Source organism: Kitasatospora sp. NPDC057512 (assembly GCF_042802135.1).
Taxonomy (GTDB): Bacteria; Actinomycetota; Actinomycetes; order Streptomycetales; family Streptomycetaceae; genus Kitasatospora.
Map to the genome: position 1 here is coordinate 1 of NZ_JBHVET010000661.1, position 4,793 is coordinate 4,793.

Here is a 4,793-nt window from a genome sequence, read left to right on the forward strand (position 1 = left end):
CAGCCAATATACAGGACACATAAAAATATCTGGTACAACAGTCCGTTCGCGTTCCGGCTGCACGGTGCGGTGGACGTCGAGGCGCTGCGGCAGGCGATCGGTGACGTGGTCGGGCGGCACGAGGCGCTGCGGACGGTCTATCCGGCGGTCGACGGTCAGCCCCGCCAGCTGGTGCTGCCCGCCCAGAACGTCCAGGTGCCGTTCAGGGTCGAGCCGTGCACGGCAGAGGCGGTGGCGGGGCGGATCGAGGCCGAGGCCTTCGCCGTCTTCGACCTCTCCGTCGAACTTCCTTTGCGCGTCGTGCTGTTCACGCTTGGCGAGGACGAGTCGGTCCTGGTGCTCACCCTGCACCACATCGCGAGCGACGGTTGGTCCTCCGGTCCGCTCTGGCAGGGGGTCACGTCGGCCTACCGGGCTCGGCTGGCCGGAGTGGCCCCGGGGTGGGAGCCGCTGGCCGTCCAGTACGCGGACTACACCCTCTGGCAGCACAACCAGCTCGGCGCGACCATGGATCAGCAACTCGTCTACTGGTCAGAGGCGTTGAGGGATGCGCCGCAGGAGCTGGCCCTGCCGTTCGACCGGCCCCGGCCCGCTGCCGCGTCGCATGAGGGCGAGTTGCTGGAGTTTGGGCTGGACGCGGAGTTGCACGCGGAGTTGGAGGGGTTGGCGCGTCGGCATGGTGTGACGCTGTTCATGGTGTTGCATGCGGGCCTGGCGGCTCTGTTGTCGCGGTTGGGCGCGGGCACGGACATTCCGATCGGTACGGTCGTCGCCGGGCGTTCGGACGAGGCGTTGGACGAGCTGGTCGGGTTCTTCGTGAACACGCTGGTGTTGCGGACGGATGTGTCGGGTGAGCCCACCTTCGGTGAGCTGCTGGGGCGGGTCCGGGATGCGGACCTGGCGGCGTTCACGCACCAGGACCTGCCGTTCGAGCGCCTGGTGGAGGAGTTGAATCCGGTGCGTTCGCTGGGCCGGCACCCGCTGTTCCAGGTGATGCTGGTCCTGCAGAACAACGAGGAGGGCAGCCTCCAGCTCCCGGATGTCGTCGTGAGTACGGAGTCGTTCGGGACGCCGCCCGTCAAGTTCGACCTCAACCTGACGTGCGTCGAGAGCCGTGATGCCGCCAATGCGCCTGCGGGTATCACGGTGGTCCTGCAGTACGCGACCGATCTGTTCGACCAGGGGACTGCGGGGCTGGTGGCGGAGCGGTTGGTGCGGTTGCTCGGGGTGGCGGTCGGCGACCCGGAGGTGCCGGTGTCCGGCTGGGAGGTGTTCGACTCTCCCGAGCAGGAGCGGTACTTCCTCAGCCGGGCGGAGCGGGCGCGGGCTGGTGCCGTCGAGGCTTTGGAGGTGCGGGGGCATCGTGGTCCGAGGACGGCGCAGGAGGAGATCCTGTGCGCGTTCTTCGCCGAGGTCCTGGGTGTTCCTTCGGTGGGGATCGATGACAACTTCTTCGCTCTGGGTGGGCATTCGCTTCTCGCGACGCGTCTGATCAGCCGCATCCGGACCACGCTGAATGCGGAGCTGGGCATCCGTGACCTGTTCCGCAGCCCGACGGTGGTCGGGGTGATGGAGAAGTTGAAGGAGGGCCGCCCGGCCCGTCCGGCGTTGGTGGCGGGGGAGCGGCCGGAGGTGTTGCCGCTGTCGTTCGCCCAGCAGCGGCTGTGGTTCCTCGACCAGCTCGAAGGCGCTTCTGCCACCTACAACAGCCCGTTCGCGTTCCGCCTGCACGGGGCGGTGGACGTCGAGGCGCTGCGGCAGGCGATCGGTGACGTGGTCGGGCGGCACGAGGCTCTGCGGACGGTCTATCCGGCGGTCGACGGTCAGCCCCGCCAGTTGGTGCTGCCCGCCCAGGACGTTCAGGTGCCGTTCAGGGTCGAGCCGTGCACGGCAGAGGCGCTGGCGGGGCGGATCGAGGCCGAGGCCTTCGCCACCTTCAATCTCTCCGCCGAACTGCCGGTGCGCGTAGCGCTGTTCACCATCGACGCGAGAGAGTCCGTCCTCGTCCTGACCCTGCACCACATCGCGAGCGACGGCTGGTCCTCCGGTCCGCTCTGGTCGGGTTTCGCCTCGGCCTACCGGGCCCGGCTGGCCGGTCTCGTCCCGCAGTGGGAGCCGCTGGCCGTCCAGTACGCGGACTACACCCTCTGGCAGCACAACCAGCTCGGCGAGATCCTCGATGACCAGTTGAAGTACTGGCGTGACGCGCTGGGAGAACTGCCGCAGGAGCTGGCCCTGCCCTTTGATCGGCCCCGTCCGGCTGCCGCGTCGCATGAGGGTGAGCTGCTGGAGTTCGGGCTGGACGCGGAGCTGCATGCGGAGTTGGAGGGGTTGGCGCGCCGGCACGGTGTGACGCTGTTCATGGTGTTGCACGCGGGTCTGGCGGCTCTGCTTTCGCGTCTCGGCGCGGGGACGGATATTCCGATCGGTACGGTCGTCGCCGGTCGCTCGGACGAGGCCTTGGACGACCTCGTCGGGTTCTTCGTCAACACCCTGGTCCTGCGAACCGACGTCTCGGCGGAGCCGACCTTCGGTGAGCTGCTGGGCCGGGTCCGGGATGCGGATCTGGCGGCGTTCACGCACCAGGATCTGCCGTTCGAGCGCCTGGTGGAGGAGTTGAACCCGGTGCGTTCGCTGGGCCGGCACCCGCTGTTCCAGGTGATGCTGGTCCTGCAGAACAACGAGGAAGGCAGCCTCCAGCTGCCCGGTATCACAGCGCAGTCTGAGTCGTTCGGGACTCCGCCCGTCAAGTTCGACCTCAACCTGACGTGCGTCGAGAACCGTGATGCCGCCAACGCGCCTGCCGGTATCACGGTGGTCCTGCAGTACGCGACCGATCTGTTCGACCAGGGGACCGCGAGTCTGGTGGCGGAGCGGTTGGTGCGGTTGCTCGGGGTGGCAGCTGGCGACCCGGAGGTGCCGGTGTCCGGGTGGGAGGTGTTCGATTCGCCTGAGCAGGAGCGGTACTTCCTCAGCCGGGCGGAGCGGGCCCGGGCCGGTGCCGTCGAGGCTCTGGAGGTGCGGGGGCACCGTGGTCCGAGGACGGCGCAGGAGGAGATCCTGTGCGCGTTCTTCGCCGAGGTCCTCGGTGTGCCTTCGGTGGGTATCGACGACAACTTCTTCGCTCTGGGCGGTCATTCGCTCCTGGCGACGCGCCTGATCAGCCGCATCCGTACGACCCTCAATGCGGAGCTAGGCATCCGTGACCTGTTCCGGAACCCGACGGTGGTCGGGGTGATGGAGAAGTTGAAGGAGGGGCGTCCGGCGCGTCCGGCGTTGGTGGCTGGGGGGCGTCCGGAGGTGTTGCCGCTGTCGTTCGCCCAGCAGCGGCTGTGGTTCCTGGACCAGTTGGAGGGCGCTTCTGCGACGTACAACAGTCCGTTCGCGTTCCGTCTGCACGGCGCGGTGGACGTCGAGGCGCTACGAGCGGCGATCGGTGACGTGGTCGGCCGCCACGAGGCCCTGCGGACGGTCTATCCGGCGGTCGACGGCCAACCCCGCCAGCTGGTGCTGCCCGCCCAGAACGTCCAGGTGCCCTTCAGGATCGAGCCCTGCGCAGCCGACGAGTTGGCGGAACGGATCGAGGCCGAGGCCTTCACCACCTTCAATCTCTCCGCCGAACTCCCTTTGCGGGTGGTGCTGTTCACTGCCACTGAAGGGGAATCCGTTCTCGTCCTGACCCTGCACCACATCGCGAGCGATGGCTGGTCCTCCGGTCCGCTCTGGTCGGGTATCGCCTCGGCCTACCGGGCCCGGTTGGCCGGCCTCGTCCCGGAGTGGGAGCCGCTGGCCGTCCAGTACGCGGACTACACGCTCTGGCAGCACAACCAGCTCGGCGACACCATGGACCAGCAACTCGCCTACTGGTCCGAGGCCCTGCGGAACTCGCCGCAGGAGGTCGCTCTCCCCTTTGATCGGCCCCGCCCGGCCACCGCCTCGCACGAGGGCGACCTGCTGGAGTTCCACCTCGACCCCGACCTGCACGCCGAGCTGGACGCCTTGGCACGTCGGCACGGCGTGACGCTGTTCATGGTCCTGCACGCGGCGCTGGCGGCTCTGCTGTCCCGCCTGGGCGCGGGGACGGACATTCCGATCGGTACGGTCGTCGCCGGTCGCTCGGACGAGGCTTTGGACGAGCTGGTCGGGTTCTTCGTCAATACCCTGGTCCTGCGAACCGACGTCTCGGCGGATCCGACCTTCGGTGAGCTGATGGGCCGGGTCCGGGACGCCGATCTGGCGGCGTTCACGCACCAGGACCTGCCGTTCGAGCGCCTGGTGGAGGAGTTGAACCCGGTGCGTTCGCTGGGCCGGCACCCGCTGTTCCAGGTGCTCCTGGTCCTGCAGAACAACGACGAGGGCACCCTCCAACTCCCGGGCCTCACCGCCCGGCCCGAGTCCTTCGGGACCCCGCCCGCCAAGTTCGACCTCAACCTCACCTGCGTCGAGAACCGCGACGCCGCCGGCGCCCCCTCCGGCATCCTCGCCGTCCTCCACTACGCCACCGACCTCTTCGACCGCGCCACCATGACCCTGCTGGCGGACGGCCTGATCCGCCTGCTCGGGGTGGCGGTCGGTGACCCGGAGGTGCCGGTGTCCGGGTGGGAGGTGTTCGATTCGCCTGAGCAGGAGCGGTACTTCCTCAGCCGGGCGGAGCGGGCCCGGGCCGGTGCCGTCGAGGCTCTGGAGGTGCGGGGGCATCGTGGTCCGAGGACGGCGCAGGAGGAGATCCTGTGCGCGTTCTTCGCCGAGGTCCTCGGTGTGCCTTCGGTGGGTATCGACGACAACTTCTTCGC

The 4,793-nt window shown here is 68.6% G+C and carries 1 protein-coding gene; it reads left to right on the forward strand.

Features of this window, described 5'->3' with window-relative positions; all coding sequences use genetic code 11:
- A partial coding sequence (locus ACFU6K_RS31420) for a condensation domain-containing protein (protein WP_380668779.1) occupies positions 1-4,793 on the forward strand: 4,793 nt, incomplete at both ends.